The following is a 26,388-nucleotide window of genomic DNA, read 5'->3' as shown; positions in this document are numbered from 1 at the left end:
CATGACCGCACTTGTTATTGCCGAACACGACCACGCCAGCATCAAGCCGGCCACCCTCAACACCGTGACCGCAGCGCTGGCCTGCGGCGGCGACGTCCACGTGCTTGTGGCCGGTGCCAATGCAGCCGAAGCGGCCAAGGCAGCGGCACAGATCGCCGGTGTTTCGAAGGTCATCGCAGCCGACAGCCCGAGCCTTGCTGAAAACCTCGCCGAGAACGTCGCCGCTCAAGTTCTGGCCATCGCCGGCAACTACAGCCACATCCTGTTCCCCTCGACCGCCAACGGCAAGAACGTCGCGCCGCGCGTGGCCGCCAAGCTGGACGTGGCGCAGATCAGCGACATCACGGCCGTGGTGAGCGCAGACACCTTCGAGCGTCCGATCTACGCGGGCAACGCCATTGCCACCGTGCAGAGCAGCGATGCGACCAAGGTCATCACCGTTCGCACGACCGGTTTCGACGCCGCGGCAGCCACCGGTGGCAGCGCCGCCGTCGAATCGGCAGCAGGCGTGGCGGACAGCGGCAAGAGCAGCTTCGTGGGCCGTGAAGTCACCAAGAGCGAGCGTCCTGAACTGACGGCCGCCAAGATCATCGTCTCGGGCGGCCGCGCCCTCGGCAGCGCCGAGAAGTTCACCGAGGTGATGGCTCCCCTGGCCGACAAGCTCAACGCCGGCCTGGGCGCCAGCCGCGCAGCCGTCGACGCGGGCTACGCCCCGAACGACTGGCAAGTGGGCCAGACGGGCAAGATCGTCGCGCCGCAGCTGTACATCGCAGCGGGTATCTCGGGCGCCATCCAGCATCTGGCCGGCATGAAGGACTCGAAGGTGATCGTGGCGATCAACAAGGACGAAGAAGCCCCGATCTTCTCGGTGGCTGACTACGGCCTCGTGGCCGACCTGTTCACGGCCGTGCCGGAACTGGTGAAAGCGCTCTGATCGCATCGCTGCACTGAGCCAGAGGGCATCGTTCGCGATGCCCTTTTCGTATCCGCTGTATCTGGAGACATGACATGAGCTACACCGCCCCCATCAAGGACATGCTGTTCGACATCGAGCACCTGGCCAACATCGGCGAGATCGCGAAGCTGCCGGGCTTCGAGGATGCCGGCCTCGAAACCGCGCAGGCCGTGCTCGAAGAGTGCGCGCGCTTCAACCAGGACGTGATCGCGCCCCTGAACGTGGCGGGCGACCGCAATCCCTCGTCGTTCAAGGATGGCGCCGTCACTACTACGCCGGGCTTCAAGGAAGCCTTCGCGCAGTACGTGGCGGGCGGCTGGCAGGGGCTGCAGCATCCGGCGGATTTCGGTGGCCAGGGCCTGCCCAAGACCATCGGCGCTGCTTGCGGCGAGATGCTCAACTCGGCCAACATGAGCTTCGCGCTGTGCCCGCTCTTGAGCGACGGCGCCATCGAGGCGCTGCTCACGGCCGGCTCCGACGAGCTCAAGGCGACCTACCTCGAAAAGCTCGTGAGCGGCCAGTGGACCGGCACGATGAACCTCACCGAGCCGCAGGCCGGCAGCGACCTCGCCATGGTGCGCAGCCGCGCCGAGCCGCAGCCCGACGGCACCTACAAGGTGTTCGGCACCAAGATCTTCATCACCTACGGCGAGCACGACATGGCGCAGAACATCGTGCACCTCGTGCTGGCCCGCGTGGCCGGCGCGCCTGAAGGCGTGAAGGGCATCAGCCTGTTCGTCGTGCCCAAGTTCCTCGTGAACAAGGATGGCTCGCTGGGCGAGCGCAACGACGTGCACTGCGTGAGCATCGAGCACAAGATGGGCATCAAGGCGTCGCCCACGGCCGTGCTGCAGTATGGCGACCACGGCGGTGCCATCGGCTATCTCGTCGGCCAGGAGAACCGCGGCCTCGAGTACATGTTCATCATGATGAACTCCGCCCGCTACGCCGTGGGCATGCAGGGCATCGCGATCGCCGAGCGTGCCTACCAGCACGCCGTGGCCTACGCGAAGGATCGCGTGCAGAGCCGCCCGGTGGATGGCTCCATCAACGCCAGCGCGCCGATCATCCATCACCCCGACGTCAAGCGCATGCTGATGACGATGCGCGCCTATACCGAGGGCTGCCGCGCCATGTCCAGCGTGGCGGCTGCGGCCTACGACGCCGCGCACCATCATCCCGACGCGGACGCTCGCAAGCAGAACCAGGCCTTCTACGAATTCATGGTTCCGCTGGTGAAGGGCTACAGCACCGAGATGAGCCTCGAAGTGGCCTCGCTGGGCGTGCAGGTGCACGGCGGCATGGGCTTCATCGAGGAGACCGGCGCGGCGCAGTACTACCGTGACGCCAAGATCCTGACGATCTACGAAGGCACCACCGCCATCCAGGCCAACGACCTCGTGGGCCGCAAGACGGCGCGCGACGGCGGCCAGACGGCCAAGGCGATCGCCGCGCAGATCGAGAAGACCGAAGCCGAACTCGCCAAGAGCGACAACCCCGCTGCAGCGGCCGTGCTCAAGCGCCTGAAGGCTGCGCGCCAGGCCTTCGTCGAAGTCGTCGATTTCGTGGCCGGCCAGACCAAGGCCTCGCCCAACGCGGTGTTCGCGGGCAGCGTGCCCTACCTGATGCTCGCGGGCAACCTGGTGGCAGGCTGGCAGCTCGCGCGTTCGCTGATCATTGCGCAGGACCTTGCCTCGCGCAGCTTCGACACCGACTTCATGCTGGCGAAGATCGCCACCGCGCGCTTCTATGCCGAGCACATCCTCAACAAGGTGCCGGGCATCCGAGACAGCATCGTCGACGGTGCCGAGAGCGTGACGGCGCTGGCGCTCGAGGCTTTCTGAAAACGGGCAGCCGAACGCAGAAGTCGCAAAGGTTACGCAGAAGTCGCAGAAGAAAAACCAGAATTTGTCTTCGGGTTCTTTTGCGACCTTTGCGTAGTTTTTGTCTTCCTTCTGCGTTCGGCTGCCCGATCCCGCATTCAACACAACTTTCAAGAGACAAGCATCATGTCGAAACTGCCTCCCGTCCTCGCGAACCTGCCGCTGCCGATCATCGGCTCGCCGCTGTTCATCATCAGCAACCCCAAGCTCGTGATCGCGCAATGCAAGGCGGGAGTGGTCGGCTCGATGCCGGCGCTCAATGCGCGCCCCGCCGCGCAGCTGGAAGACTGGCTCGCCGAGATCACCGAGGAGCTGGCGGCCTACAACAAAGCCAACCCGGACAAGCCCGCCGCGCCGTTCGCCATCAACCAGATCGTGCACAAGAGCAATGACCGGCTCGAGCACGACATGGAGATGGTCGTGAAATACAAGGTGCCGATCGTCATCACCTCGCTGGGCGCGCGCACCGACGTGAACGAGGCAGTGCACAGCTACGGCGGCGTGACGCTGCACGACATCATCAACAACAAGTTCGCGCAGAAAGCGATCGAGAAGGGGGCCGACGGCATCATCGCCGTGGCGGCCGGCGCCGGCGGCCATGCGGGCACGAAGAGCCCGTTCGCGCTGGTGCAGGAAATCCGCCAGTGGTTCGACGGCCCGATCGCACTGTCGGGCTCCATCGCCACCGGCGGGGCGGTGCTGGCGGCACAGGCCATGGGCGCCGACTTCGCCTACATCGGCACGGCCTTCATCGCCACCGAGGAGGCGCGCGCGAGCGACGAGTACAAGCAGGCCATCGTCGACGGCACCTCCGACGACATCGTCTATTCGAGCCTCTTCACCGGCGTGCACGGCAACTACCTCGCGCCCAGCATCATCAAGGCCGGCATGGATCCGGCCAATCTGCCCGAAGGCGACGTGAAGACGATGAACTTCGGCGGCGGCGAAGGCAGCAAGGCCAAGGCCTGGAAGGACATCTGGGGCTCGGGCCAGGGCATCGGTGCCGTGACCGAGGTGGCCACCGCCGGCGCCTTCATCGAGAAGCTCAAGCGCGAATACACGGAGGCAAGGCAGCGGTTGGCGCTTTGACTGCCTTTGCCGACGGCGCCGCGCCCGTTGCGAGCGCGCCGCCGTCTTCATCCGCGGGACGCATGCCGCTGCTCGATGCGGCAAAGGGCGTCGCCTGCGCGGTGATCGTCGGACATCACCTTTCGCGCTACGGCCCGATGCCGGCGGGCGCATACGCGCTCGCACCCGATTTCTTCGCCTGGCTGGCCGACGAAGGGCGGCTGGCGGTTCAGGTGTTCCTGGTGATCGCAGGCTTCCTGGCGGCGGCCAGTCTTGCGCCCGACGGCACGCTGCGAGTGGACCGGCCGGTGGCGCGCATCCTGCAGCGCTATGGGCGGCTGATCATGCCGTACCTCGCCGCGCTCACCGTGTGCGTGCTGGTCGCGGCGGTCGTGCGGCCCTGGCTCGACGAAGAAGTGGTGCCGGCTGCGCCGACTTTCGGGCAATTGATCGCCCACGGCCTGCTGCTGCAGGATCTGCTGGGTTACGAGTCGCTCTCTACGGGCGTCTGGTACGTGGCCATCGACTTCCAGCTCTTTGCGCTGGCGTTGGTGCTGGTGGGGTTGCCGTCGATGCTGCAGCGCACCGGCGGCCCGGCATCGCAGGGCCTGCGGGCGCGATGGCTGCCCGTGGCGCTGGTCTTCGGGCTGGCAGTGGCTTCGCTCGCGCTCTTCAATCGCAATGCGGGGCTGGACGACACGGCCTTCTATTTCTTCGGCACCTACGGCCTGGGCATGCTGGTGTTCTGGATCGGGCGCGCGACGCGATACAGCACGTGGCAGAGCGCGATCGCGCTGCTGGCGCTGGTTGGGGCGGGCGCGCTGGCGATCGACTGGCGCAGCCGCATCGCGACCGCGCTGGTCACGGCGCTGCTGATTGCCATTGCTCAGCGGCGGAACTGGCTGTCGCCGAAGCACTGGCCCGCGACGGCGATGCCGCTGGTGCGGCTGGGGCGGATGTCGTATTCGTTGTTCCTCATCCACTTTCCGGTGCTGCTCGCCATGAATGCGGCGGTTGCGAATGCAGGTCCGCACGGCTCGTGGTTCGACGCGGCCGGCCTTGTGGCGACCTTCGGCCTGTCGGTGGTCGCCGCGGCGCTGCTCTATCGCTGGGTGGAAGCGCGCCCGGCCTCCTGGCGCGCGGTGTTCGCGCTGTTCGCCGCGCTGCTGGTCAGCGGAATAGTCGTTTCTCATTAAAGAACGGGCGCGCCGGCGCAGGCGTACCGTCCGAATCTTCCCGAACCGGTTGCGTTCGCGCGCGGGAGCGTGCAGTCTGCGGGCTCGCCAGCCGCCTCAGTCTCCGGTATGATTGTGGAGATTTCAGTAAATACTGAAAATTCACGAAACTAAGGAATGACCAAGCACTCGCCATCCCGATCGCCGCTGCGGGCTTTCGCGTCGCCTGACGTCGGCGGGATGGTGCAGGGTGCCGCGGCGCTGTTCTGGTTGCCGCAAGCTGCGTTGCTGGCAATGGCTGTGCAGGGGCTGGCTTCGGGGCGCGGTTTCGACGCCGTGATCTGGCCTGCTGCCGCGATCCTGCTGCTGGGCCTGGCGAGAGCGGCTTGCGAGTCCTGGGGCGCGCGCCGGACTTTCACCCGCGCACGTGCACAGCTCACCGCGTTGCGCGCCCAAACCGCCGCCGCGCTGGCCGCCGGCTCTCCGCTGGATCGAAGCCGCGCGCATTCCGGGCTCGCGGCAAGCGTGCTCGCCGAGCAGGCCGAGGCGCTGGTTCCGTACCTCGTGCGGTACCAGCCCGCCCGCTGGCGCGCGACGGTGGTGCCGATCTTCATCCTGTGCGCGGTGGCTGCCTTTTCGTGGGTGGCAGCGCTGGTCTTGCTGTTCGCGGCACCGCTCATTCCGATCTTCATGGCCATCGTCGGCTGGCGAGCCAGGGCCGCGAGCGAAGCGCAGATGGTGGAGCTCGGCGGCATGAACGCCTTCCTGCTCGACAGGCTCCGTGGACTGGCAACGTTGCGCTCCCTGGGCGCTGTGGAACTCACTGCACAGCGCCTGGGCGATTCGGCCCAATCCCTGCGCCGCCGGACGATGGCCGTGCTGCGTATCGCATTCCTCTCTTCCGCCGTGCTCGAACTCTTCTCCGCGCTGGGCGTGGCATTGGTGGCTGCGTATGTCGGCTTCCACCTGCTCGGCTCCCTCGGCTTCGGCACCTGGGGCCGCACGCTGGGCCTCGGTGAGGGCCTGTTCGTGCTGCTGCTGGCGCCCGCGTTCTTCGAGCCGCTGCGCGAGCTGTCGATGGTCTGGCACGACCGCGCCGCGGGCGAGGCTGCGCTGGAGGCACTCGGCCGCCTGCAGCGCAACGACCTGCCTCTGCCCGGTGCGAATGCTTCGCTGACACGCGCCACGAGGAACGCCCACGCAGGCCCGCCGGCAGTCACCATCCACAACCTGCATTTCGCCTGGCCCGGCGAGCAGCAGGAGGTCTTCGACGGTTACGAGCTCCGCATCGCTCCCGGAGAGCACGTCGCCCTGACAGGTTCCAGCGGCAGCGGCAAGACCGTCTTGCTTTCCCTGCTCGCAGGTCTGGTGCCTGCCACGCAAGGCGATATCTCCATCGGCGGCGTCGCGCTCACCAGCCACACGGTGGCCGTACTGCGCCAGCGCATGGGTTGGATAGGCCAGGCGCCGCACGTCTTCGCCGGTTCCGTCGAAGCCAACGTGGCGTTGGGGCGTCCGGATGCCGATAGCCAACGTGTGGCCAATGCAATGCACTTCGCATCGCTCGAAGCCGTGGCGCAGGCCCATCCCGTCACTTCGCTGGGCGAGGGGGGGCAGGGCTTGTCCGGCGGAGAGGCCGTGCGCCTCGCGCTCGCACGCGTCGCAGTCCACCCGCACGCCGATCTGCTGCTGGTCGACGAGCCCACCGCGCATCTGGACACCGAAACCGCCGAGCGAGTGATCGACGCGCTGATCACGCTGGCACGCGGCAAGACCATCGTCGTCGCAACCCACGACCCGGTGCTCGCCGCGCGCATGGACCGCACGATAAGCCTCGGCAGCGCAGAAGCGGTGGAGAAGGCCGCATGAGCAAGCCTTCCCACATCGGCACGAACTGGCGCGACCTGCGCCTGGTCCTGCGTCCCTTCCTCGCCACGCAGCCGCGCCGGCTGCTCCTGGGCTGCCTGCTCGCGGCGATCACGGTTCTCGCAGGAATGGCCCTGCTGGGCCTTTCCGGCTGGTTCATCACCGCGACGGCACTTGCCGGCCTGCATGCCGCCACAGCCTTCACCTTCGACGTATTCATGCCGTCCGCCGGCATCCGCCTGCTCGCGCTGGGCCGCACCGCATCGCGCTACGGCGAGCGTCTGGTGACGCACGACGCCACCTTCGCCGTGCTCGCCGAACTTCGTGTGCGCCTGTTCCGCGGCTGGGCCAGGGCCGAGGCAGCGCGCCAGTTGCTGATGCGCCCGGCGCGCCTGCTGTTCCGCCTCACCGCCGACATCGACGCGCTCGAATCGCTTTATCTCCGCCTGCTCGTTCCAGCGGCCGCCGCACTGGGGGCCGCATTGCTCGCCGGCACGGTGCTCGGCCTCATGCATGTGGCGATGGGCCTCGCGCTGACGCTCTGGCTCGTGATCGCCGGCTGGGGCATCGCATTCCTCGTGGCAAGGCGAGCGCGCCGGCCAGCCGTGCGGCGCGCGCATGGCGTCGAGACGCTGCGCGCACGTGCCGTCGATCTGGTGGCAGGGCAGACCGACCTGGTGATGGCCGGCCGCATCGACGCGCAACGCGAGGCATTGATTGCTGCCGACGCGCAGCTTGCCAAGGCCGACCTCGCACTGAACAAGCTCGAGGCAGCCGCCGGTTTCGCCTACGGCAGCGCAGGCACCCTGACCCTCGTCGGCGTGCTGCTGGCCGTTGGCCTGCTGGTGAATGAGGGGGGCATCGGCGCACCGGCCGCAGCGCTGGCTCTGCTGGTGGCGCTCACGGCGACGGAGCCTTTCGCAGCCTTGCGCCGCGGCGCGCTCGACGCGGGCCGCACCTGGCTGGCGGTGCGGCACCTGGCGCCCCGCATGACTTCTTCCGCGGATGAGCCCGCCGCAACGGCGAAGGCTCCCGATTCCCGACTCGCACTCCAGCTGGAGGAAGTCACCGTAGCCCACGACGGCAACTGCATCCCCGTCCTGACCGAAGCCTCATTGGCTCTGCAAGCAGGCGAGCGCGTCGCCCTCATCGGCGCCAGCGGCGCCGGCAAGTCCACGCTCCTCGCTGCCATCGCAGGCGAGATCGCCCCCCGTTCCGGCAGCGTCCTCGCCCAGCCAGCCTGCCTGCTGACCCAGCGCACCGAACTCTTCCAGGACAGCCTGCGCGACAACCTCCGCCTCGCAGCCCCCGAAGCCACCGACGAACGGCTGCACGCCGTGCTGCAAGCCGCGGGGCTGGAAGAAGAGGTGCGTGCCTTGAGCACCGGCCTCGACACCCACCTCGGCGAAGGCGGCCTCGGCCTCTCCGGCGGCCAGTCGCGCCGCCTCGCGCTGGCCCGCCTGCTGCTGCGCGACGTGCCGTTCTGGCTGCTCGACGAGCCTACGGAAGCGCTGGATGCAGCCACCGCGCACGACGTGCTGGATCGCCTCGCCCGGCATGCAGGCGCCCGAACCCTGCTGATCGCCACCCACTTGCGCCGCGAGGCCGCGCTCGCCGACCGCCTCGTGTGCATGAACCAGGGCCGCATCGTCGCCGACCTGCGGCGCGGCAGCGAGAGCTTCGACGCCGCGCTGCGCAGCCTGCGGCCCGACTGAATCCGGAAACGAAAAACAGGGAACACAAAGGAAGAACCCCCATGGACCTCGACATCGTCGCGCTATCGCGCCTGCAGTTCGCCGTCACGGCGCTGTACCACTTCCTGTTCGTGCCGTTGACGCTCGGACTCTCGATCATCATCGCCATCATGGAGACGGTCTACGTCATGACCGGCCGCGTGATCTGGCGCGACATAACGAAGTTCTGGGGCGTGCTCTTCGGCATCAACTTCGCGATGGGCGTCGCCACCGGCATCGTGATGGAGTTCCAGTTCGGCATGAACTGGAGCTACTACAGCCACTACGTCGGCGACATCTTCGGCGCGCCGCTGGCCATCGAGGGGCTGATGGCCTTCTTCATGGAGGCCACCTTCGTCGGCCTGTTCTTCTTCGGCTGGGACAAGCTCTCCAAGGTCGGCCACCTGATCGCCACCTGGGCCGTGGCCATCGGCTCCAATTTCTCGGCGCTGTGGATCCTCATCGCCAACGGCTGGATGCAGAACCCCGTGGGCGCGGCCTTCAACCCGCAGACCATGCGCATGGAAGTGACCGACTTCGCCGCCGTGCTGACCAACCCGGTCGCGCAGGCCAAGTTCGTCCATACCGTGTCGGCGGGCTATGCGTGCGCGGCGGTGTTCGTGCTCGGCGTTTCTGCGTGGTACGTGCTCAAGGGGCGTCACCTCGAACTCGCCAAGCGCTCGATGACGGTCGCGGCCTCGTTCGGCCTGGCCGCAGCGCTCTCCGTGGCGGTGCTCGGCGACGAGAGCGGCTATCTCTCGGGCGAGCACCAGAAGATGAAGCTGGCCGCCATCGAGGCCATGTGGGAGACGCAGACCGCGCCCGCCGCCTTCACCGTGGTCGGCTTCCCCGACCAGGAGGCTCGCGAGACGCACTACGCGATCCACATTCCTGGCGTGATGGGCCTCATCGGCACGCGTTCGCTCGACACCGTCATGCCCGGCATCGACGAACTGGTGAAGCGCGCGGAGGTGTGCATCCGCGAAGGCATCAAGGCCTACGACGCGCTGCAGAAGATCCGCGAGGCCGGCGGCACCGACAAGGTGACGCAGGGCGTGCGCGGCGACTTCGAGGACAACGGCATCAACATGGGCTACGCGCTGCTGCTCAAGCGCTACGTGGACGACCCGCGCCAGGCCACAGACGAGCAGATCGCCAAGGCCGCGTGGGACACCGTGCCGCAGGTGGCGCCGCTCTTCTGGCTGTTCCGCGTGATGGTGGGCATCGGCGTGCTGCTGATCGTTCTGACCGGCACCTTCTTCGTGCTCTCCGCGCGCCGCAGGCTCGACAGCCACCGCTGGCTGCTGAAGCTCGCCGTGTTCGCGATCCCGCTGCCGTGGATCGCCATCGAGTCGGGCTGGCTGGTGGCGGAGTTCGGGCGCCAGCCGTGGGTGATCGAGGGCGTTCTGCCGACCGCGGTGGCCGTGTCGAACCTCGGCGTGAAGACGCTGCTGCTCACGCTGGCGGGCTTCATCGCGATCTACACCGCGCTGCTCGTCATCGAGATGAAGCTCATGCTCAAGGCCATCCGCAAGGGGCCGCAGGCCGAGCACGCGCCCGACGAGGGCGACACGCTCTCGCACATTCCGCCGGCCCACGCGGGCGCGGCCATCGCAACGCCTTCCACCGGGAGCGCAGCATGATCCTTCACACACTTCTCGACTACGACACCCTGCGCTTCATCTGGTGGCTGCTGATCGGCGTGCTGCTGGTGGGCTTCGCCGTCACCGACGGCTTCGACCTGGGCAGCGGCATGCTGCTGCCCTTCGCCGCGCGCAACGACATCGAGCGCCGCGTCGTCATCAACAGCGTCGGCCCGGTCTGGGAGGGCAACCAGGTCTGGCTGATCCTGGGCGGCGGCGCGATCTTCGCGGCATGGCCGCAGCTCTATGCCGTTTCCTTCTCGGGCTTCTACCTGGCGATGTTCGTGATCCTCACGGCGCTGATCCTGCGGCCCGTGGCCTTCAAGTTCCGCAGCAAGCGCGAGTCTGCGCAGTGGCGCGCGCGCTGGGACTGGGTGCTGTTCTTCAGCGGCTTCGTGCCCGCGCTGATCTGCGGCGTGGCCGTGGGCAACGTGCTGCAGGGCGTGCCGTTCCGCTTCAACTCCGACATGCACATCTTCTACGACGGCAGCTTCTTCGGCCTGCTGAATCCGTTCGCCATCCTGTGCGGGCTGGTGTCCGTGGCGATGCTGGTGATGCACGGCGCCGCGTGGCTGTTGCTGAAGACCGCCGGGCCGGTGGCCGAGCGTGCGCGCAGCTACGGCATGGTTGCCGCCGTGCTCACCGTGGTGCTCTACGCGCTGGCCGGCGTGCTGCTGGCCACGAGCATCGGCGGCTTTCGCATCAGCAGCGTGATCGACGCGACGGGGCCTTCGAACCCGCTGCTCAAGACTGTCGAGCTGCATGCGGGCGCATGGACGGCCAACTACGCGACGCACCCATGGACGCTGGCCGTGCCCGTGGCCGGCTTCGTCGGCGCGCTCGGTGCGCTGCTCGGCCTCGCGCTGCGCCGCCCGGTGCTCGCGCTGCTGACGGCGGCGCTGGGCATCGCCGGCATCATCCTCAGCGTGGGCGCCTCGATGTTCCCGTTCATCCTGCCGTCGTCCATCGATCCGCGCGCCAGCCTCACGGTATGGGACTCGTCCTCGAGCCACCTCACGCTGTTCATCATGCTGGTGGTCACGGCCGTCTTCATTCCGCTGATCGTGGCCTACACGAGCTGGGTCTACCGCGTGCTGTGGGGCAAGGTCGACGAGCAGGCCATCCGCGACGAGAGCGGTCACGCCTACTGACCAATCAAAGGAGGAAATCGAAGATGTGGTACTTCGCCTGGATTCTCGGCCTGCCGCTGGCGGCCGCATTCGCCGTGCTCAACGCCATGTGGTACGAGCTGATGGACGACGAGGCCGTCCGAAAGGCCAAGCTCGGGACGCCCGAGCCGTCATCGGGGCAGGAGCGGCTGTAGCCCCCGGAAGAGGGCGGCCGGCTTACTCGGCAGCCTTCTTTTTCGACGCCGCGCCGCCGGTGATGCGGTCTTTCAGCGTCAGCACCTTCGTCACCGTCGCGCCCATGCCCATGAGCTTCATGGCGGTCTCGGGCGCGAGCCGCTGCACGTCGTCGAACCATTTCATCAGCCTGTCGATGAGGTCGTGCATCTCGCGCATGCGCTCCTGCGCGTGACGTTCGGCGTCGCTGCGGGGCGATTCGAGCAGCGCGTTGCGCAGCATCGAGAGCGTGGGTTCGATCTCGCGGCGGCGGCGCTCCTCGGCCAGCACGCGGAAGATTTCCCACACGTCGGAAGGTGCCTCGAAGTATTCGCGCCGGTCGCCGGGGTGATGCCGCAGGTGCACCAGCCGCCATGCCTGCAGTTCCTTCAGGCCCATGCTGACGTTGGAGCGCGAGAACTCGAGCAGTTCGGCGATCTCGTCGGCGTTGAGTGCGCGCTCCGAGAGAAAGATCAGCGCGTAGATCTGCCCGACTGTGCGGTTGATGCCCCACTTGCTGCCCATTTCGCCGAAATGGGCGACGAACTGGCGGTTGAGGGGCGGGAGATCGGAAGAGTTGGCCATGCGCGGGATTGTCGCGCGGATGGCTGTAATTCCGGAAAGTCCTGAAAACTCAGTCGGCCTGCTGGCGTCGCCTGTACGAGCCCGGCGCGCCGCCGGTCCATGCCTTGAAGGCCCGTTGGAAGGCCGCGCTGTCGGCAAAGCCCAGCTCGTCGGCCAGCGCCGCGAGGGGCACGGTGCTGGTGTTGAGCCGCACGATGGCGAGGTCGCGCCGCAGCTGGTCCTTCAGTGCCTGGAACGAAGCGCCCTCGGTCGCCAGGTGCCGCTGCAGCGTGCTGACCGACATGTGCAGCACGCCCGCGGTGGTGGCGAGGTCGGCCCATGCCGGGCGGTGCTGCTGCAGCACCGCGCGCACCTTTGCGCTCACTGCCTGCTCGGCCAGCCGGGGCAGGATCACGTTGGCCGGAGAGGCCGCCAGGAAGGCCTGGATCTCCTGCGCGTCGCGGTGTACCGGCGTGTCGAGCGCGGCGGCGTCGAACCATACGGCCGACAGGGGCTGGCCGAACTGCAGCGGGCCCGGGAACACCTTGGCGTAGCCGTCGGCATAGGGCGGCGGCTCGAAGCCGAAGTCGAAGCGGCGAGCCTGCAGCCGGCCGCCGTGCAGCCAGGCGAAGAGCCGCCAGTACACCCGCAGCATCAGCTCGTGCAAAAAGTTCTGGTGCTTGGGCGGCTGGATGTTCAGCCGCAGCCCGAAGCCCGCGAGGGGGCCGTCGTGCAGCAGCACCAGCGAGAGGTCGTCCTGGAGCAGGTCGAATGTGCGGGCCACGCGGCGCAGCGCCACCTCGAAGGTGCGCGCGCCCAGGGTGGAGCGCGTCATCAGCGCGAAGCTGCCGCAGCGCAGGCGCCGCGTGAGAAAACCCAGCGCCTCGTCGTCCAGGCGCTCCATCAGCAGCGCGAAGAGGGCCACGTACTGCTCGGCCGTGACGCGGGCTGCGGCCTCGTCGAGGAGTGCCGGGGCGATGCCCGCGTCTTCCAGCGCCTTTTCCACGTCCACCAGCGCCTCGCCGGGCCGCGCACGGATGCCCGACAGCATGCCGAGGACGAAGGCGATCGGGATGGTGACGGGCGGCTGCAGCATGTCTGTGTCGATTGACCTTTTCTGCCATGCGATCGAAGCGAAGTGCAATCGCCGGGCGGCGGCCGGATTTCTACCATGCGTCTGCACAAGAACGAGACGGAGACAAACCCATGTACCTGACCCAGGGCCTTCACCGGGCCGTGCAGCAGCGCCCCGACGCCATCGCCGTGCGTTTCGCCGGCCGTGCCCGGACATTCCGCGACTTTGCCGAACGCGTCGCCCGCCTGGCCGGCGCGCTGCAGCGGCTGGGCATGCAGGCGGGAGACCGCGTCGCCATGCTGTCGCTCAACTCCGACCGCTACCTGGAATACCAGATGGCCGTGCCCTGGGGCGGCGGCGTGCTCAACCCCTGCAACATCCGCTGGTCGGCCGCCGAGATCCTGTATTCGCTGGAAGACTCGGGCTCGGGCATCCTGCTGGTCGACGAGACCTTCCGCGCGGTCGTCGAGCAGATGCGCGGCCAGTCGAAGAGCCTGCGCGAGGTCGTCTACTGCGGCGACGGGCCCGTGCCCGCCGGCATGCACAGCTACGAGGGCCTGATCGACGCGGCGGCCCCGGTGCCCGACGCCGTGCGCCGCGGCGAGGACCTGGCCGGCATCTTCTACACCGGCGGCACCACCGGCTTTCCCAAGGGCGTGATGCTGAGCCACACCAACATCTGCAGCTCGGCGCTCGCTGCGCAGGCGGAAGGGCTGGCACCGGCCGACGGCTGCTACCTGCATGCCGCGCCCATGTTCCACCTGGCCGACATGGGGCTGGCCACGCCGCACTGGTTCACGGGCAACACGCACGCCATCATTCCCATGTTCACGCCCGAGGGCGTGCTCGACACCATCGAGCGCGACCGCGTGACCAGCCTGCTGCTGGTGCCCACCATGATCCAGATGCTGGTGGACCACCCCGCGATGCGACAGCCGCGCGACCTGAGCAGCCTGAAGAACATCACCTACGGCGCCTCGCCGATCTCCGAGGCGGTGCTCAACCGCGCGATGGAGGCGTTCCCGGGCGTGGGCTTCGTGCAGGCCTACGGCATGACCGAACTCTCGCCCATTGCGACGCTCAACCCGGCCTACTTCCACACGGCGGAGGGCCGCAAGCGCGGCAAGCTGCGCTCGGCGGGTCGCGCCAGCGTGTGCATGGAAGTGCGCGTGGTCGATGCCGACGACAAGGAGGTGCCGCGCGGCACCGTCGGCGAGGTGGTGGTGCGCGGGCCCAACGTGATGCAGGGCTACTGGAACAAGCCGGAGCAGACGGCGGCCGCGCTGCGCGACGGCTGGATGCACACCGGCGACGGCGCCTACATGGACGACGACGGCTTCATCTTCGTGGTCGACCGCATGAAGGACATGATCATCAGCGGCGGCGAGAACGTCTACTCGGCCGAGGTCGAGAACGCCATCAACCAGCATCCCGCGGTGGCTGCCTGTGCCGTCATCGGCATTCCCAGCGAAGAGTGGGGCGAGGCGGTGCATGCCGTGCTGGTGCTCAAGCCGGGGCAGGGCATGCAGCCCGAGGAGCTGATCGCCCACTGCAAGACGCTGATCGCCGGCTACAAGTGCCCGCGCAGCGTGGCCGTCGTCGATGCGCTGCCGCTCTCGGGCGCAGGCAAGGTGCTCAAGACCAAGCTGCGCGAGCCCTTCTGGCAGGGCCGCCAGCGCAGCGTGGCCTGAGCCCGCTCTACCTTTCTTTTCGAACTTCCAGACAAGGAGCCTTTCATGAGTCAAGACGTTCACGTGGTCGGGGTCGGCATGATCCCGTTCACCAAGCCGGGCGCGAACCAGCCCTATCCCCAGATGGCCGCACAGGCCACGAACACAGCTCTGAAGGACGCCGGCATCGGCTACGAATTGGTGCAGCAAGCCTACGTGGGCTACGTGTACGGCGACTCCACTGCCGGCCAGCGCGCTCTCTACGAAGTGGGCATGACGGGCATTCCGGTCGTCAACGTCAACAACAACTGCTCGACCGGCTCGACGGCTTTGTTCCTCGCGCGCCAGGCGGTGGCCAGCGGCGCGGCCGACTGCGTGCTGGCGTTGGGCTTCGAGCACATGAGCCCCGGCGCGCTCGGCGCGGTGTTCAACGACCGGCCCAGCCCCTTCGACCACTTCGAGAACATCACCGACGAGCTGGTCGGCAACGAGCAGGTGCCGCTCGCGCTGCGCTACTTCGGCGGCGCCGGGCTCGCGCACATGCAGCAGTACGGCACGCAGATGTCGACCTTCGCGAAGATCCGCGCCAAGGCCAGCCGCCACGCGGCGAACAACCCAGTGGCGCTGTTCCGCACCGTCGTCACCGAAGAAGAGGTGATGGCCGCGCCCGTCATGTGGCCCGGCGTGATGACGCGCCTGATGGCCTGCCCGCCCACCTGCGGTGCGGCGGCGGCCATCGTCTGTTCTCCCCGTTTCGCCGAACGCCACGGGCTGGACCGCAGCGTGCGCATCAAGGCACAGGCCATGACCACCGACCGCCCCATCACCTTCGAGAGCCGCGACATGCGCGAGGTGGTCGGCTTCAGCATGGCGCAGGAAGCCGCGCAGAAGGTGTACGACGCGGCAGGCGTCGGGCCGCAGGACGTCGACGTGGTCGAACTGCACGACTGCTTCGCGCACAACGAGCTGCTGAGCTACGAGGCGCTGGGCCTGTGCCCGGTGGGCGGCGCGGAGAAGTTCGTGGTGGACGGCGACAACACCTATGGCGGCAAGGTCGTCACCAACCCGTCGGGCGGGCTGCTGTCGAAGGGACACCCGCTGGGCGCGACGGGGCTGGCGCAGTGCACCGAGCTGGTCCAGCAGCTTCGCGGCACGGCAGAAAAGCGGCAGGTGGAGGGCGCGCGGCTCGCGCTGCAGCACAACCTCGGGCTGGGCGGCGCCTGCGTGGTCACGCTCTACGAGCGCGTCTGAGAGAAGGGCTGCCAGATGATCGATAGGAAGTGGATCGGCCACGAACTGCCAGCATCGGTGCTGCCCATCGAGCGAAGCCGGCTGCAGTTCTTCGCCAAGGCCATCGGCGAGACCGACCCCGTCTACACCGATGCCGCCGCCGCGCGCGACGCCGGCTACCCCGACCTGCCCGCGCCGCCGACCTTCCTGTTCGCGGCCGAGCTGGACTCGGGCGCCTCCGACCGGCTGCTGGCCGGCCTGGGCATTCCGCTGTCGAAGCTGCTGCACGGCGAGCAGGGCTTCAGCTACCACCGGCCGGCCTGCGTGGGCGACACCGTTACGGTGCGTTCCACCATCACCGACATCTACGACAAGAAGAACGGCGCGCTCGAATTCGTCGTCAAGACATCGCGCGCCACCAATCAGCGCGACGAGCTGGTGGCCGAGCTGCGCTCGGTGATCGTCTGCCGCCATTGACGAAGGAGCCCGCACCGATGACCGAACCGACCTACGACGCCGTGAACGTCGGCGACGAGCTGCCCGCGCTGCAGCTGCCGCCCGTGAACCGCACCACGCTCGCACTGTTCGCGGGCGCGTCCGGCGACCACAACCCCATCCACATCGACACCGACTTCGCGCGCAAGTCCGGCATGCCCGACGTGTTCGCGCAGGGCATGCTGGGCATGGCCTGGCTGGGCAGGCTGCTCACGCAGTGGGCGCCGCAGTCGCAGTTGCGCCGCTTCGACGTGCGCTTCCAGGGCATCACCCACCTGGGGCACGCGGTGCGCTGCGGCGGCCGTGTGGTCGAGAAGCTGGAGCACGAAGGCGAGCGCTGCGTGCGCGTGGAAGTGCACAGCGCCAATCAATACGGGCAGACGCGCATCGCCGGCGAGGCGCTCATCGCGCTGCGCTGAATCAACACGACAAGGAAAGAACGCAGACATGACACCCAAGCTCGACGGCAAGGTCGCCCTCATCACCGGTTCGGGCCGCGGCATCGGCCGGGCCATCGCGCTCAAGCTCGCGTCGGAAGGCGCGCGCATCGTCGTCAACGATCTCGACGCCCAGCCGGCGGAAGAAACAGTGCAGGAAATACGTGCGGCCGGCGGCCAGGCCGTGGCATGCACCGGCAGCGTGGCCGCGCCCGATTTCGCGGAGCGCTTCGTCGGCACGGCGGTGAGCGAGTTCAAGGGGCTCGACATCATCGTCAACAACGCCGGCTACACATGGGACAGCGTGGTGCAGAAGATGACCGACGAGCAGTGGTACGCCATGATCGACGTGCACCTGACCGCGCCGTTCCGCATCCTGCGCGCGGCGCAGCCGGTGATCCGCGCGCTGTCGAAGGCCGAGACCGAGGCGGGCCGGCGCGTGGTGCGCAAGGTGGTCAACATCTCGTCGGTGGCGGGGCTGTTCGGCAATGCGGGGCAGGCGAACTACGCGGCGGGCAAGGCGGGCATCGTCGGCCTCACGCAGACGCTGGCCAAGGAGTGGGGCCGCATGAACGTGACGGTCAATTGCGTGGCCTTCGGCTTCATCCAGACGCGGCTGACGGCCAGCACCGCCGAGGCGTCCACCGCGAACATCGAGGGCCGAGAGATCAAGGTCGGCATCAACCCGGGGCTGCTGGCGATGGTGGAGCAGTCGATTCCGCTGGGGCGCGGCGGCACGCCCGAGGAGGCGGCCGGCGCCGTGTACCTCCTTTGCGCGCCCGAGTCGGACTATGTGAGCGGCCAGACGCTGATGTGCAGCGGCGGCCTGACGGGCATCTGAGCATGCAGACCGCCGAAGGCATCGCCTGGGGTGTGGAGGCGGGCATCGGCCGCATCGTGCTGAAGCGGCCGGAGCGCGTCAACGCGATCGGGGTTCGCAGCGGCCACGCGCTGGTGCGGGCCATCGACGAAGTGCTGGCGGGCAAGCCGCGCGTCATCCTGCTGACCGGAGAAGGCCGCGTGTTCTGCGCCGGTGGAGACATCGACGAGTTCGTGGCGGCGGGCGAAGCGCTGCCGTCGCTGGTCGACGAGATCCTGGACCGGTTGCACCCGGCGCTGCTGCGACTGTCGAACAACCCCGCGCCGCTGGTCGTCGCAGTGAACGGATCCGTCGGCGGCGCGGGCGTGGGGCTGGCGCTGTGCGGCGACTTCGTGCTCGCCGCGGAATCGATGAAGCTGCGTACGGGCTATGCGGCCATCGGGCTTTCGCCGGATGCGGGCGCGTCGTACTTCCTTGCGCGCCGTGTGGGGCCAGTGCGTGCACAGCAGCTGCTGATGCTCAGCGACTCCATCGACAGCCAGCGCTGCCTTGCGTGGGGCGCGGTCGATGCGCTGCATCCGGACGACGAACTCGCGGCTGCCGCCGAAGCGTTGGTGGCCCGGCTCGCGGATGGTGCGGGCGAATCTTTCGCCGGCATCAAGCAGCTCTGCGCCGGCGCGCCCGGCCGGCCCTTCGAGCAGCACCTTGCGCTGGAGCACAGGCTGCTGCGCGAGCGTGCAGCCAGCGCCGATGCGCGCGAGGGCGTGGCCGCCTTCGTGGAGAAGCGAGCGCCCAGGTTCAAGAGAAGCTGAACGCCACGGCCGTCAGCCGTTGCGCTTGAACAGCTTCGCGATGCCCCAGAGCGCCGCGCCGCCGGCCACCACCGCCAGCTTCGCGAACTTGGCGAGGAAGGCCGCGATGATCGCGAACAGGCCCAGCTTCTTCACCGCCGCGCCGGCCACCAGCGCGGCCAGGCCGTAGGCGGCGACCTTGTCCGTGGACGAGTTGAAGTCGGCGTACTTCTTGCCGTCGTCGTACTGGATCGCGCCGAGGAGCTTGCTCGCGTCGGGCTTGTACTTGTCCAGGTCCTTCGCGTTGGTGATGAGGTTCAGGCTCAGGTAGCCCTCGCGGCCCAGCGCGTAGGTGTTGTAGTTGACGCCCTGGTTGCCGTCGGTGGTGCCCTTGCGCTTCGACAGGGCCGACCACACGAGGCGGTGAGAGGAGGCGTCGTACTGCGGCTTCTGTGCCCAGCCCGTCACCTCGATCGAAGGAATGCCGCGCTTGGCGCGTTCCTCGTTCGCGGCCTCGGTGCCTTCCTTCAGGCTCTTGAGCAGGTCGTCGGCGTTCCAGTCCTTGGCGTCGTCGTCCTTGATGTAGCCCTCCTTCACGAACTTCACCACCGCCATCCAGTCGGCGTCGTCGGCGGGGAAGATCGCGCCGATGAAGGTGTCGTCGGTGCGGTTGCCCATGCTGCGCATGAGCTGCGCGGCGGCGGGCGTCGGCACCCACACGTAGCCCGCGGGCAGGTGGAGGTGGGCCTGGTCGCGCAGTGTGATGTCGACGGGGCCGACCTTCTGCACGGCCTTGGCGGCCTTGAATGCGGCGTCCTGTTCGGCTTCCAGCGAACTGGCCGTCGATGCCTGAGTTGATGGAGCGGACGGGGTGGTGGTCGGCGATGCGGCTTGGCTGGTCTGCGCCACGAAAGCGGCGCACGCGAGCAGCACGCCGGCCGTCAGGCGGGTGGTTTGAATACGCAAGTTCTCTCTCCTCGGTTGTTATCAGTCTGGTGAGCCGAGGGAGTTTAGGGGCTGTGCGGAATGTGGCGGGTCGTGGAGCGCGAAGCTGCTACTTCCAGGGCGTCGGCGCCGGCACCTCGCACACCGGTTCCACATCGACGCTCTTGAAGTCCGCCGGCGAGACGATTTCCAGGTATTCCATGTCGGGCGAGTAGTCGAACAGGAAGTGGCGGATGCCCGGGCGCTGGTGCACCACGTCGCCGGCCTCGACCAGCGTTTCCTTGTCCTCGTACATGAAGCGGGCCCAGCCCTTGACCATGATCACGATCTGGAAGTCCGCCTCATGGCGGTGCCAGCCGGTGCCCGTTTCCGGTGCCATGTTGGCCTTGACCAGATGCGCGATCACCTTGCCGTTGGTGGCCTCCGCCACGCCCAGGTCGCGGTAGAGGAAGAAGTCACGCAAACCACCCGATACGAATTCGGTGTCGCCGGGCTTCACATGGGAGAACTGGGTGGCGGTACGGTCCAGCATGGGGCGCTCCTTCGCAGGTGGTGGGTGTTGCGGTGCAACACGCATAAAGCGTTCCCGGGACGGACCCGCCGCGCGCGATTCAGCGGCTTGCGAAGCCGTCGGTTGCGCGCAGCAGCCGGTCGAGGATGCCGGGCTCCGAATAGGCGTGCCCCGCGCCCTCGATCAGGTGGAATTCCGCCTCCGGCCAGGCCTTGTGCAGCGCCCAGGCATAGCGCGCGGGGCAGGGCATGTCGTACCGGCCGTGCACGATCACGCCGGGAATGCCGTGCAGCCGGTGCGCCTCGCGCAGCAGCTGGCCTTGTTCCAGCCAGGCGTCGTGCACGAAGTAGTGGTTTTCCAGCCGTGCGAAGGCGAGCGCGAAATGATCTTCGCCATGTGCCGCGGCAATCGCCGGGCTGGGCAGCAGGGTGATGGTCTCGGCCTCCCACACGCTCCAGGCGCGCGCCGCCTCGATGCGTGCCACCGGGTCGTCGCCGGTGAGCCGCTTGCGGTAGGCGCCGATCATGTCGCCGCGCTCGGCTTCGGGAATGGGCGCCTGGAACTTCTCCCACTTGTCGGGGAACATTTCCGACACGCCGAACTGGTAGTACCACTGGAGCTCCGAGCGGGTCACGGTGTAGATGCCGCGCAGCACCAGTTCGCTCACGTGCTCGGGATGCTTCTGGGCGTAGGCGAGGGCGAGCGTCGAACCCCATGAGCCGCCGAACACCAGCCACTTGTCGACGCCGGCGCGTTCGCGCAGGCGCTCGATGTCGGCGACAAGGTGCCAGGTCGTGTTGGCCTCCAGGCCGGCGTGCGGCAGCGAGCGGCCGCAGCCGCGCTGATCGAACAGCGTCAGGTCGTAGCGTGCCGGATCGAACAGGCGCCGGTGCTCCGGCGAGATGCCGCCGCCGGGACCGCCATGCAGGAACACCGCCGGCTTGGCCCCGGGAGTGCCGCAGCGCTCGTAGTAGATCTGGTGGCCGTCGCCCACGTCGAGCATGCCGCTTTCGTAGGGCGCGATGGGGGGATAGGGCTGGCGCAGTTCGGTCATTGGGGCTTCCTCTGTCGGTGCTGGATGGGCTTGATCGCTGCGCATCGTCGCATGACGTGAAGTGGCTTGACGGCACCGGGGGCCTTCCAGATACTCAACCGCATGGTTCAGTCAGCAACCCGACCCGACAGCGATGCGCTCGACGCAGTCTTCGCCGCGCTCTCCGATTCCACGCGGCGCGCCGTGCTCGAAGCCCTTGGCGAACGCAGCCTCAGCGTGACCGAACTGGCCGAGCCGCACGACATGTCCCTCACCGGTTTCATGAAGCACCTGCGCGTGCTGGAAGACGCCGGCCTGATCTCCCGCACGAAGGAGGGCCGCGTCGTGCGCTGCGAACTCTCGCCCCGGCCCATGCAGGAGGCCGCCGTGTGGTTGTCTCGCTACGAGAAGTTCTGGGCCGGGCGTCTCGATGCACTGGCGCGCTTTCTCTATCACCAGGAGGAGACCGAATGGAGAACCCTTCCGCCGGCGGCGCAGAGCGCCCCTCGCTCACCCTCAGGCGGCACTTCCGCGTCTCGCCCGACAAGGTCTGGCGCGCGTGGACCGACCCGCAAGCGCTGAAGCTCTGGTTCGGCCCAGAGGAAATCGTCTCGGTGCCGATCGCCGAGGTCGACCTGCGCGTGGGCGGCCGCTTCCGGGTCGCCATGCTCGCCAATGACGGCGAGACGCACGACGTGAGCGGCACGTATCTCGAGGTTGTTCCGAACCGCAAGCTGGTCTTCAGCTGGGCCTGGCGCAGCACGCCGGAGCGACAGTCGCGCGTCACGCTGCGCATCGAGCCTGATGCCGAGGGCTGCGAACTGGTGCTGCTGCACGAACAGTTCTTCGACGAAGCCGCGCGCGACGCCCACAACCACGGCTGGACCGGTGCGCTCGTCAAGCTGGAGGCTTGGCTGAACCTCGCCGCCTGAGACCTTTCGCCACGTAACGAATGAAGAACACCCCGCCGCCGGCCCGCGCCACGATGCGCGAGTGGACCGGCCTCGCCGTCATAGCGCTGCCCTGCATGCTCTATTCGATGGACCTCACGGTGCTGAACCTCGCGATCCCATCGATCAGCGAAGAGCTCAAGCCCACGGCCTCGCAGCTGCTGTGGATCGTCGACATCTACGGCTTCTTCGTGGCCGGGCTGCTGGTCACCATGGGCACGCTGGGCGACCGCATCGGCCGGCGGCGCCTGCTGCTGATCGGCGCGGCGGCGTTCGGCGTCGCCTCGGTGCTCGCGGCCTTCTCGACCAGCGCCAGCATGCTCATCGCCACGCGGGCGCTGCTCGGCGTGGCGGGCGCGACGCTGGCGCCGTCCACGCTCTCGCTGATCCGCAACATGTTCCTCGATCCGGGGCAGCGCACCATCGCCATCGGCGTGTGGATCTCGAGCTACTCGGCCGGCGCCGTCATCGGCCCGGTGCTCGGCGGCGTGCTGCTGCAGTTCTTCCCGTGGGGCTCGGTGTTCCTGATCGGCGTGCCGGTGATGGTGCTGCTGCTGGTGCTCGGGCCCTTGCTGCTGCCCGAATACCGCGACCCCGACGCGGCCCGGCTCGACCTTGCCAGCGTGGCGCTCTCGCTGGGCGCGGTGCTGCCGGTGATCTACGGCGTCAAGCAGATCGCCGAGCATGGGCCGGACGTGGTGCCTGCGCTGTCTATCGCGCTGGGCCTGGCCCTGGGATGGGTGTTCGTGCGCCGGCAGCAGCGGCTGGCCGACCCGATGATCGACCTGGGCCTGTTCCGCCTGCCGGCCTTCACCGTCTCGCTCGGCGCCTACATGCTGGCCTGCTTCGTGATGTTCGGCATCTTCCTCTACAACGCCCAGTACCTGCAGCTGGTGCTTGGTCTTTCGCCCCTGCATGCCGGCCTCTGGAGCATGCCGGGGGCGGGCGCTTTCATCGTCGGCTCCATGGTCGTTCCGGCGCTGGTGCGGCGCATGCGCCCGGCCTTCGTGATGGGCGGCGGGCTGGCGGTGGCGGCGCTGGGCTTCGGCATGCTGGCCGTGCTGCCCGCGCAGGGCGGGCTGGCCTGGATGGTGTGTAGCGCGGTCGTCTCCTCGCTCGGGCTGGCGCCGGTGTTCACGCTGGCAACCGACCTGGTGGTGGGCAGTGCTCCGGCGGAGCGCGCGGGCGTGGCCTCTGCGATCTCCGAGACCAGCTCCGAATTCGGCGGGGCGCTGGGGATCGCGATCCTGGGAGCCATCGGCGCCGCGATCTACCGCGGCACCATGGCCGATGCCGTGCCCGCGGGTCTGGCGGGCGTTTCGGAGGTCGAGGCCGCCCGCAGCACGCTGGGCGGCGCCGTTGCGCTGGCCGGGCAGATCGGCGGCAGTGCGGGCGTTGAACTGCTCGACGCGGGCCGCGATGCCCTGATGCGCGGTATGCGGCTCACGGCCGGCGTCTGTGCGGCGGTGCTGCTGTTCGTGGCCGGGCTGGTGGCGATCCGGCTGCGCGGGGCGGGTGGCGCCGGGCAGGCGCTCCCCGTGGATTCCCCGAGTGCCGCCGCATTGCCGGAGCGCTGATGAAACCCCATACTGGGGCTTCCACGACGCGACCACCGGAGCCCCTTCCATGAGCAACGAACTGCGCAAGAAGCTGCACGACCTGGCCGAACTGGGCGACAAGGCCCCCGACCCGCAGACCAAGGCCCTCATCGAGGCGATCCGGCTCCAGACGGCGGTGCTGAACGAGCGGCTCTTCGCCATCGAGCTGCAGGTGGCCGCCCTGTCCAAACGGCTCGAAAGCACGACCGACTGAGAGGGGAGCGCTTTGGCGGGATAATCCCAGCCATGAGCGGCAACACCTTCGGAACTCTTTTCGCGGTCACCAATTTCGGCGAGTCGCATGGCCCGGCCATCGGCTGCGTCATCGACGGATGCCCCCCGGGCATGGAACTCAGCGAAGCTGACATCCAGGGCGACCTGGACCGCCGCCGCCCCGGTACCAGCCGCCACGTCACCCAGCGCAACGAGCCCGACGCCGTGCAGATCCTCTCGGGCGTGTACGAAGGCAAGACCACCGGCACCCCCATCGCGCTGCTGATCCAGAACACCGACCAGCGCAGCAAGGACTACGGCCAGATCGCCCAGCAGTTCCGTCCGGGCCACGCCGACTTCACCTACTGGAAGAAGTACGGCATCCGCGATCCTCGCGGCGGCGGGCGTTCCTCGGCACGGCTGACCGCGCCCATGGTCGCTGCCGGCGCGGTCGCCAAGAAATGGCTGGCCGAGAAGTACGGCATGGTGTTCCGCGGCTGCATGACGCAGATCGGCGAGATCGCCATTCCCTTCGAGAGCTGGGACCACGTACCCAACAACCCCTTCTTCGCCCCCATCGCCGACGTGAGCGCGCTGGAGGACTACATGGACCGCCTGCGCAAGGCCGGCGATTCGTGCGGCGCGCGCATCCGCGTGACCGCCTCGAACGTCCCGGTGGGCCTGGGCGAGCCGCTCTTCGACAAGCTCGACGCCGAGATCGCCTACGCGATGATGGGCATCAACGCGGTGAAGGCGGTGGAAATCGGCGCCGGCTTCGACAGCGTCACCCAGCGCGGCACCACGCACGGCGACTCGATCACGCCCACGGGCTTCGTCACCAACAACGCGGGTGGCATCCTCGGCGGCATCAGCTCGGGGCAGGACCTGGACGTGAGCATCGCGATCAAGCCCACCAGCTCGATCATCAGCCCGCGCCAGTCGATCGACATCCACAACAACCCCGTCGAGGTCGTCACCAAGGGCCGTCACGACCCGTGCGTGGGCATCCGCGCCACGCCCATCGCCGAGGCGATGCTGGCGCTGGTGGTGATCGAGCACGTGCTGCGCAACCGCGCGCAGTGCGGTGATGTGCCACAGGGGCCCCAGGGCAGCAAGACAGAAGCCGCGTCGCCGCAGGCGTCCTTCCTCTAGTGTCGGAACCGCCACCAGTGGCCGCCGCCAGGCGCGGCCACCTGCTGGCATTCGCTGGCCTGTCGGCCAGCTATTTCGCGCACATCGGTTTCTTCAACCCCTACCTGCCGCTCTGGCTGAAGGACCTGGGGCTGCCGATCTTCACCATCAGCCTGCTGGCTTCGGTGCAGTCGATCACGCGCGTGTTCGCGCCCTATGCATGGGGCGCGCTCAGCGACCACACCGGGCAGCGCGTGAAGCTGCTGCGCTTCAGTGCGGCGGTGGCGCTGGCCAGCTCCTTCGGTCTCTGGTGGCACGGCGGTGCATGGTGGCTCGCGCTGGTGCTGCTCGTGATGTTCACCCACACCAGTTCGATGATGTCGCTCACCGAGGCCGCTATGGCGCAACTGGTGGCCGGCGACTGGGGGCGCTACGGCCGCATCCGGCTGTGCGGCTCGGCCGGTTTCCTGCTCACGGTGTTCGTGGCGGGGGAGTGGTTCGACCGCTTCGGCATGAAGCACTTTCCGGCATGGGCGGCGGGCACCTTGGCCATCGTGCTGATCGCGACGATGAAGCTGCCCGACGTGCGCGAGCCTCCGGCCGCGCACGGCACGGTGAAGGAGCCCATCGGACCTGTGCTGCGCAACCGCTCGGTGCAGTGGTTCTTCGCGTCGCTCTTCTTCCAGGTGATGTCGCACTTCTCGGTGTACGCGTTCTTCTCGCTGTACCTCGATTCGATCGGCTACGGAAAGAGCACCATCGGCCTGCTGTGGGCGCTGTCGGTGGTGGCGGAGATCGTGTGGTTCTTCCTGCAGGGCAGGCTCATCGGCCTGATGCCGATGCCGCGCTGGATGCTGGTGTGCGGCATCGCGGCCGTCGCGCGGCTCGGGTTGACTGCGGGCCTGGGCGGTTGGATCGCGGCGCTCGTCGTGGCGCAGTGGCTTCACGCGCTGAGCTTCGCGGCGCACCACACGACCTGCATCGCGGTGGTCTCGCGCCGATTCCCCGGCCATCTGCGCGGGCGAGGGCAGGCGCTGTTCACGGTTATCGGCTATGGCTTCGGTGGCGTGCTGGGTGTTCTGCTCGGTGGTGCTGTCGCGCAGGCGTTTGGATATCGCACGATGTTTACAGCTGCGGCCTTGCTGGCGGCGCTTGGCAGTGTGTGTGCGTGGCGGGTGATGAAGTTGGATCGGATGGAGCGCGCGGTCAGGACCTCCTGATCTCCCGACAAAGTGTCATGGGCCTTACATGCCCACGTC

The 26,388-nt window shown here is 68.1% G+C and carries 26 protein-coding genes; 21 read left to right on the top strand and 5 right to left on the bottom strand.

Annotated features, from left to right (window positions below; all coding sequences use genetic code 11):
• The first annotated feature begins 1 nt into the window (after position 1).
• From ABL844_RS20440 to cydX, 9 genes are all read left to right on the top strand, one after another.
• Entirely contained in the window at positions 2-934 is a 933-nt protein-coding gene (locus tag ABL844_RS20440; RefSeq protein ID WP_301512158.1) for an electron transfer flavoprotein subunit alpha/FixB family protein, read from the top strand.
• A gap of 74 nt (positions 935-1,008) precedes the next feature.
• Positions 1,009-2,799: an acyl-CoA dehydrogenase gene (locus ABL844_RS20435; RefSeq protein WP_418128723.1), complete on the top strand. Its 1,791-nt coding sequence runs from the start codon at positions 1,009-1,011 to the stop codon at positions 2,797-2,799.
• A 165-nt stretch (positions 2,800-2,964) separates the two neighbouring features.
• Positions 2,965-3,927, top strand: a complete 963-nt coding sequence (locus tag ABL844_RS20430; RefSeq protein ID WP_126021827.1) for an NAD(P)H-dependent flavin oxidoreductase — start codon at positions 2,965-2,967, stop codon at positions 3,925-3,927.
• Between the two features lie 62 nt (positions 3,928-3,989).
• On the top strand, positions 3,990-5,102 hold the full coding sequence (locus tag ABL844_RS20425) for an acyltransferase family protein (protein WP_418131928.1): 1,113 nt from the start codon (positions 3,990-3,992) through the stop codon (positions 5,100-5,102).
• Positions 5,103-5,258: 156 nt separating this feature from the next.
• Positions 5,259-6,950, top strand: coding sequence for a thiol reductant ABC exporter subunit CydD (cydD, locus tag ABL844_RS20420; RefSeq protein WP_418128722.1), 1,692 nt, complete (start codon positions 5,259-5,261; stop codon positions 6,948-6,950).
• Positions 6,947-8,662, top strand: coding sequence for a thiol reductant ABC exporter subunit CydC (gene cydC / locus ABL844_RS20415; protein ID WP_418128720.1), 1,716 nt, complete (start codon positions 6,947-6,949; stop codon positions 8,660-8,662). The genes cydD and cydC overlap by 4 nt, the downstream gene beginning before the upstream one ends.
• Before the next feature lie 41 nt (positions 8,663-8,703).
• A complete protein-coding gene (locus tag ABL844_RS20410; RefSeq protein WP_418128719.1) occupies positions 8,704-10,323 on the top strand; it encodes a cytochrome ubiquinol oxidase subunit I in 1,620 nt (539 codons plus the stop codon).
• A complete protein-coding gene (cydB, locus tag ABL844_RS20405; protein WP_418128718.1) occupies positions 10,320-11,474 on the top strand; it encodes a cytochrome d ubiquinol oxidase subunit II in 1,155 nt (384 codons plus the stop codon). Before ABL844_RS20410 ends, cydB begins: the two co-directional genes overlap by 4 nt.
• Positions 11,475-11,497: 23 nt before the next feature.
• Positions 11,498-11,647 (top strand): cytochrome bd-I oxidase subunit CydX, encoded by a 150-nt coding sequence (gene cydX, locus ABL844_RS20400; protein ID WP_093201312.1) that lies wholly within the window; start codon positions 11,498-11,500, stop codon positions 11,645-11,647.
• A gap of 22 nt (positions 11,648-11,669) precedes the next feature.
• Here the strand turns inward: cydX and ABL844_RS20395 are convergent, their stop codons facing one another.
• Both ABL844_RS20395 and ABL844_RS20390 read right to left on the bottom strand, forming a co-directional pair.
• Positions 11,670-12,251: a GbsR/MarR family transcriptional regulator gene (locus ABL844_RS20395; protein WP_184636773.1), complete on the bottom strand. Its 582-nt coding sequence runs from the start codon at positions 12,249-12,251 to the stop codon at positions 11,670-11,672.
• Positions 12,252-12,300: 49 nt separating this feature from the next.
• Positions 12,301-13,326 (bottom strand): AraC family transcriptional regulator, encoded by a 1,026-nt coding sequence (locus tag ABL844_RS20390; protein WP_418128717.1) that lies wholly within the window; start codon positions 13,324-13,326, stop codon positions 12,301-12,303.
• A 110-nt stretch (positions 13,327-13,436) separates the two neighbouring features.
• On the opposite strand from ABL844_RS20390, the gene ABL844_RS20385 reads away from it, so the two are divergent.
• The 6 genes from ABL844_RS20385 to ABL844_RS20360 are packed head-to-tail and all read left to right on the top strand — an operon-like array spanning position 13,437 to position 18,769.
• Positions 13,437-14,996 carry a long-chain-fatty-acid--CoA ligase gene (locus ABL844_RS20385; protein ID WP_418128716.1) on the top strand — a complete coding sequence of 520 codons (1,560 nt, stop codon included), beginning with the start codon at positions 13,437-13,439 and terminating at the stop codon, positions 14,994-14,996.
• 45 nt (positions 14,997-15,041) lie between these two features.
• Positions 15,042-16,226, top strand: a complete 1,185-nt coding sequence (locus tag ABL844_RS20380) for a lipid-transfer protein (protein WP_418128715.1) — start codon at positions 15,042-15,044, stop codon at positions 16,224-16,226.
• 15 nt (positions 16,227-16,241) lie between these two features.
• Positions 16,242-16,682 (top strand): MaoC family dehydratase N-terminal domain-containing protein, encoded by a 441-nt coding sequence (locus ABL844_RS20375; RefSeq protein WP_184636781.1) that lies wholly within the window; start codon positions 16,242-16,244, stop codon positions 16,680-16,682.
• A 17-nt stretch (positions 16,683-16,699) separates the two neighbouring features.
• A complete protein-coding gene (locus ABL844_RS20370; RefSeq protein ID WP_369661700.1) occupies positions 16,700-17,119 on the top strand; it encodes a MaoC family dehydratase in 420 nt (139 codons plus the stop codon).
• A 28-nt stretch (positions 17,120-17,147) separates the two neighbouring features.
• Complete coding sequence (locus ABL844_RS20365) at positions 17,148-17,978, top strand: SDR family NAD(P)-dependent oxidoreductase (RefSeq protein ID WP_418128714.1); 831 nt, start codon at positions 17,148-17,150, stop codon at positions 17,976-17,978.
• Positions 17,979-17,980: 2 nt separating this feature from the next.
• The gene (locus ABL844_RS20360; RefSeq protein ID WP_418128712.1) at positions 17,981-18,769 is read left to right on the top strand and encodes an enoyl-CoA hydratase/isomerase family protein; all 789 of its coding nucleotides are present in this window, start codon (positions 17,981-17,983) and stop codon (positions 18,767-18,769) included.
• A 12-nt stretch (positions 18,770-18,781) separates the two neighbouring features.
• Here ABL844_RS20360 and ABL844_RS20355 read toward each other — a convergent pair whose 3' ends face one another.
• The 3 genes from ABL844_RS20355 to pip form a co-directional block, all read right to left on the bottom strand.
• A complete protein-coding gene (locus tag ABL844_RS20355; RefSeq protein ID WP_418128711.1) occupies positions 18,782-19,714 on the bottom strand; it encodes a DUF2167 domain-containing protein in 933 nt (310 codons plus the stop codon).
• Between the two features lie 88 nt (positions 19,715-19,802).
• Positions 19,803-20,225: a cupin domain-containing protein gene (locus tag ABL844_RS20350; RefSeq protein ID WP_093201273.1), complete on the bottom strand. Its 423-nt coding sequence runs from the start codon at positions 20,223-20,225 to the stop codon at positions 19,803-19,805.
• Positions 20,226-20,304: 79 nt separating this feature from the next.
• On the bottom strand, positions 20,305-21,258 hold the full coding sequence (gene pip / locus ABL844_RS20345) for a prolyl aminopeptidase (RefSeq protein ID WP_418128710.1): 954 nt from the start codon (positions 21,256-21,258) through the stop codon (positions 20,305-20,307).
• A 102-nt stretch (positions 21,259-21,360) separates the two neighbouring features.
• Here pip and ABL844_RS20340 point away from each other — a divergent pair, with 102 nt between their 5' ends.
• Genes ABL844_RS20340 through ABL844_RS20315 form a run of 6 tightly spaced genes read left to right on the top strand, consistent with a single transcriptional unit; the run spans position 21,361 to position 26,349 of the window.
• Positions 21,361-21,819 (top strand): ArsR/SmtB family transcription factor, encoded by a 459-nt coding sequence (locus tag ABL844_RS20340; RefSeq protein WP_418128709.1) that lies wholly within the window; start codon positions 21,361-21,363, stop codon positions 21,817-21,819.
• Positions 21,708-22,169 (top strand): SRPBCC family protein, encoded by a 462-nt coding sequence (locus tag ABL844_RS20335; protein ID WP_418128707.1) that lies wholly within the window; start codon positions 21,708-21,710, stop codon positions 22,167-22,169. Before ABL844_RS20340 ends, ABL844_RS20335 begins: the two co-directional genes overlap by 112 nt.
• 20 nt (positions 22,170-22,189) lie before the next feature.
• Positions 22,190-23,764 (top strand): MFS transporter, encoded by a 1,575-nt coding sequence (locus ABL844_RS20330; protein ID WP_418128706.1) that lies wholly within the window; start codon positions 22,190-22,192, stop codon positions 23,762-23,764.
• A 49-nt stretch (positions 23,765-23,813) separates the two neighbouring features.
• Positions 23,814-23,999: a hypothetical protein gene (locus ABL844_RS20325; protein ID WP_126021843.1), complete on the top strand. Its 186-nt coding sequence runs from the start codon at positions 23,814-23,816 to the stop codon at positions 23,997-23,999.
• Positions 24,000-24,031: 32 nt separating this feature from the next.
• On the top strand, positions 24,032-25,150 hold the full coding sequence (gene aroC, locus ABL844_RS20320) for a chorismate synthase (RefSeq protein WP_418116953.1): 1,119 nt from the start codon (positions 24,032-24,034) through the stop codon (positions 25,148-25,150).
• Positions 25,151-25,167: 17 nt separating this feature from the next.
• The gene (locus tag ABL844_RS20315) at positions 25,168-26,349 is read left to right on the top strand and encodes an MFS transporter (protein WP_418128704.1); all 1,182 of its coding nucleotides are present in this window, start codon (positions 25,168-25,170) and stop codon (positions 26,347-26,349) included.
• Positions 26,350-26,388 lie beyond the last annotated feature (39 nt).

This window comes from Variovorax sp. 278MFTsu5.1, from assembly GCF_048305045.1.
In the GTDB taxonomy this organism is placed as follows: domain Bacteria; phylum Pseudomonadota; class Gammaproteobacteria; order Burkholderiales; family Burkholderiaceae_C; genus Variovorax; species Variovorax guangxiensis.
The sequence above is the reverse complement of the archived record's forward strand: the minus strand, read 5'-3'. Positions and strand labels throughout refer to the sequence as shown.

Bases quoted from the DNA above. Each gene is read 5' to 3' on its own strand.
- ABL844_RS20440 (WP_301512158.1), top strand. From the start codon at position 2: ATGACCGCACTTGTTATTGCCGAACACGACCACGCCAGCATCAAGCCG.
- ABL844_RS20435 (WP_418128723.1), top strand. From the start codon at position 1,009: ATGAGCTACACCGCCCCCATCAAGGACATGCTGTTCGACATCGAGCAC.
- ABL844_RS20430 (WP_126021827.1), top strand. From the start codon at position 2,965: ATGTCGAAACTGCCTCCCGTCCTCGCGAACCTGCCGCTGCCGATCATC.
- ABL844_RS20425 (WP_418131928.1), top strand. From the start codon at position 3,990: ATGCCGCTGCTCGATGCGGCAAAGGGCGTCGCCTGCGCGGTGATCGTC.
- cydD (WP_418128722.1), top strand. From the start codon at position 5,259: ATGACCAAGCACTCGCCATCCCGATCGCCGCTGCGGGCTTTCGCGTCG.
- cydC (WP_418128720.1), top strand. From the start codon at position 6,947: ATGAGCAAGCCTTCCCACATCGGCACGAACTGGCGCGACCTGCGCCTG.
- ABL844_RS20410 (WP_418128719.1), top strand. From the start codon at position 8,704: ATGGACCTCGACATCGTCGCGCTATCGCGCCTGCAGTTCGCCGTCACG.
- cydB (WP_418128718.1), top strand. From the start codon at position 10,320: ATGATCCTTCACACACTTCTCGACTACGACACCCTGCGCTTCATCTGG.
- cydX (WP_093201312.1), top strand. From the start codon at position 11,498: ATGTGGTACTTCGCCTGGATTCTCGGCCTGCCGCTGGCGGCCGCATTC.
- ABL844_RS20395 (WP_184636773.1), bottom strand. From the start codon at position 12,251: ATGGCCAACTCTTCCGATCTCCCGCCCCTCAACCGCCAGTTCGTCGCC.
- ABL844_RS20390 (WP_418128717.1), bottom strand. From the start codon at position 13,326: ATGCTGCAGCCGCCCGTCACCATCCCGATCGCCTTCGTCCTCGGCATG.
- ABL844_RS20385 (WP_418128716.1), top strand. From the start codon at position 13,437: ATGTACCTGACCCAGGGCCTTCACCGGGCCGTGCAGCAGCGCCCCGAC.
- ABL844_RS20380 (WP_418128715.1), top strand. From the start codon at position 15,042: ATGAGTCAAGACGTTCACGTGGTCGGGGTCGGCATGATCCCGTTCACC.
- ABL844_RS20375 (WP_184636781.1), top strand. From the start codon at position 16,242: ATGATCGATAGGAAGTGGATCGGCCACGAACTGCCAGCATCGGTGCTG.
- ABL844_RS20370 (WP_369661700.1), top strand. From the start codon at position 16,700: ATGACCGAACCGACCTACGACGCCGTGAACGTCGGCGACGAGCTGCCC.
- ABL844_RS20365 (WP_418128714.1), top strand. From the start codon at position 17,148: ATGACACCCAAGCTCGACGGCAAGGTCGCCCTCATCACCGGTTCGGGC.
- ABL844_RS20360 (WP_418128712.1), top strand. From the start codon at position 17,981: ATGCAGACCGCCGAAGGCATCGCCTGGGGTGTGGAGGCGGGCATCGGC.
- ABL844_RS20350 (WP_093201273.1), bottom strand. From the start codon at position 20,225: ATGCTGGACCGTACCGCCACCCAGTTCTCCCATGTGAAGCCCGGCGAC.
- pip (WP_418128710.1), bottom strand. From the start codon at position 21,258: ATGACCGAACTGCGCCAGCCCTATCCCCCCATCGCGCCCTACGAAAGC.
- ABL844_RS20340 (WP_418128709.1), top strand. From the start codon at position 21,361: ATGGTTCAGTCAGCAACCCGACCCGACAGCGATGCGCTCGACGCAGTC.
- ABL844_RS20335 (WP_418128707.1), top strand. From the start codon at position 21,708: ATGGAGAACCCTTCCGCCGGCGGCGCAGAGCGCCCCTCGCTCACCCTC.
- ABL844_RS20330 (WP_418128706.1), top strand. From the start codon at position 22,190: ATGAAGAACACCCCGCCGCCGGCCCGCGCCACGATGCGCGAGTGGACC.
- ABL844_RS20325 (WP_126021843.1), top strand. From the start codon at position 23,814: ATGAGCAACGAACTGCGCAAGAAGCTGCACGACCTGGCCGAACTGGGC.
- aroC (WP_418116953.1), top strand. From the start codon at position 24,032: ATGAGCGGCAACACCTTCGGAACTCTTTTCGCGGTCACCAATTTCGGC.